Origin of the sequence: Vulcanisaeta distributa JCM 11216, from assembly GCF_001315985.1 — an archaeon.
GTDB lineage: Archaea > Thermoproteota > Thermoprotei > Thermoproteales > Thermocladiaceae > Vulcanisaeta > Vulcanisaeta distributa_E.
On the sequence record NZ_BBBI01000054.1, the window covers coordinates 1 to 1,342 of the forward strand.

Here is a 1,342-nt window from a genome sequence, read left to right on the forward strand (position 1 = left end):
CAATCAACCTCAAACTTAAGCTTAAATGACCTATCGCTAGCATCGATGTTGCCCAACGTATTGAGCACCGCACCATCACCCCCCCTGGAATCCTCACTATTAACCATAGCCCTGGCAAGCCCCCCTCAGACCTCATCGTTAATGCCACATTGGAGTTGGAGGGGGCTGGCCATTGAATCCTTAACCACAAGCCCATTACTGCCTAGCGTGGATTTCGACCCGAGAACCTCCTCACGCCACTTAACCAACTCGAGCATGGCGCCGTGGACGTCACCCACATTAATGAGCTTTCTAAGCCTCATTATGAGTGACGCGGCATCACCAGCCTACCCCCCCTCCCAACCAACTCCTTAACGACCCCCCCTTAAGCTCATAAAGTCCATCTCGACCCAACAACCTCAAGTCCTCAATATCCCCCCCTTATCAAGGCCCAGGTCTTTGCGATCTGCATTATTGCGAGCTTAATCGTTACTCCAACACCCTCAGCCTCATTGAGTGATCTTAGGACCTCGACTGGGCCCTTAACATTTGCGGCCAGCATTTTGAGCTCGTTAATGAATTTCTCATCACCCACGGCATCGACGATGTAGTTGTAAATCATCCTCTCACTAAGTCTCACGACCTCAGCCACCTCGAGGGCGAGCCTCATCAAGTCCTCACGCCCCCCCTCAAGCCTCTTGATGAACTCCTCAGCCGCGGCCCTACCCTGCCTCGCAACCTCCACCACCCTATACACTAGGTAGCTCCTCACAAATGTGGATTTAACATCCACGTACCTCCTACCCTCATACGCAATGCACAGCAATGAGGCTATGGCCTGAACCAGGTAAAGCCTATCACCGAAGTCCCCCCCCAAATCCCACACCTCGACCTGAACCCCCCCTCGAGCACGTCACCCCCCCTACCCTCACTGAGTATTGCCAGGGCGGCCTCGAAGATGCACGTTGGCGCCAGTATTATTGGGATGCTGGAGACCCTACCGACTAGGGCTGGTCTCAGTAACGTGCCTCCACGCCTGGCTAGGTCCATTATGTGGCGCTCTGTGGTTGCCCTCTCCTCACTCCCATGCGTGCATGGGCAGGGATGGTCCTTAAGCATCACGTACTGCCTAACCAAGTCGGAGAGCTTAATCACGCCCTTACCCACAACCCTCAGCCCCCCCAGGTCATTAACAACCTCAGCAGTGGCAACGCCCCTTCTAACCATTTAAAAGGAGTAATCAACTAGGCTTAAAAGACCACCTTCTCCGCTGTGGGTCCATGAACACCTTTGCGGTAACCCACGATTCACGGCATCAACAACCTTTGGATTATTTTTCACGAGACTTTACAAATGTCCACGT

General features: G+C 53.4%; 3 protein-coding genes. All 3 read right to left on the reverse strand.

Annotation, left to right across the window (positions count from 1 at the left end; genetic code table 11):
* Positions 1-125: 125 nt before the first annotated feature.
* Positions 126-302, reverse strand: a complete 177-nt coding sequence (locus tag JCM11216_RS20335; RefSeq protein WP_243676488.1) for a hypothetical protein — start codon at positions 300-302, stop codon at positions 126-128.
* Between the two features lie 104 nt (positions 303-406).
* Positions 407-865: a hypothetical protein gene (locus tag JCM11216_RS14150; RefSeq protein WP_243676489.1), complete on the reverse strand. Its 459-nt coding sequence runs from the start codon at positions 863-865 to the stop codon at positions 407-409.
* Positions 811-1,206 carry a hypothetical protein gene (locus tag JCM11216_RS14155; protein ID WP_054854609.1) on the reverse strand — a complete coding sequence of 132 codons (396 nt, stop codon included), beginning with the start codon at positions 1,204-1,206 and terminating at the stop codon, positions 811-813. The genes JCM11216_RS14150 and JCM11216_RS14155 overlap by 55 nt, the downstream gene beginning before the upstream one ends.
* Positions 1,207-1,342: the final 136 nt, after the last annotated feature.

Coding starts and splice junctions, on each gene's coding strand:
- JCM11216_RS20335 (WP_243676488.1), bottom strand. CDS start 302: ATGAGGCTTAGAAAGCTCATTAATGTGGGTGACGTCCACGGCGCCATG.
- JCM11216_RS14155 (WP_054854609.1), bottom strand. CDS start 1,206: ATGGTTAGAAGGGGCGTTGCCACTGCTGAGGTTGTTAATGACCTGGGG.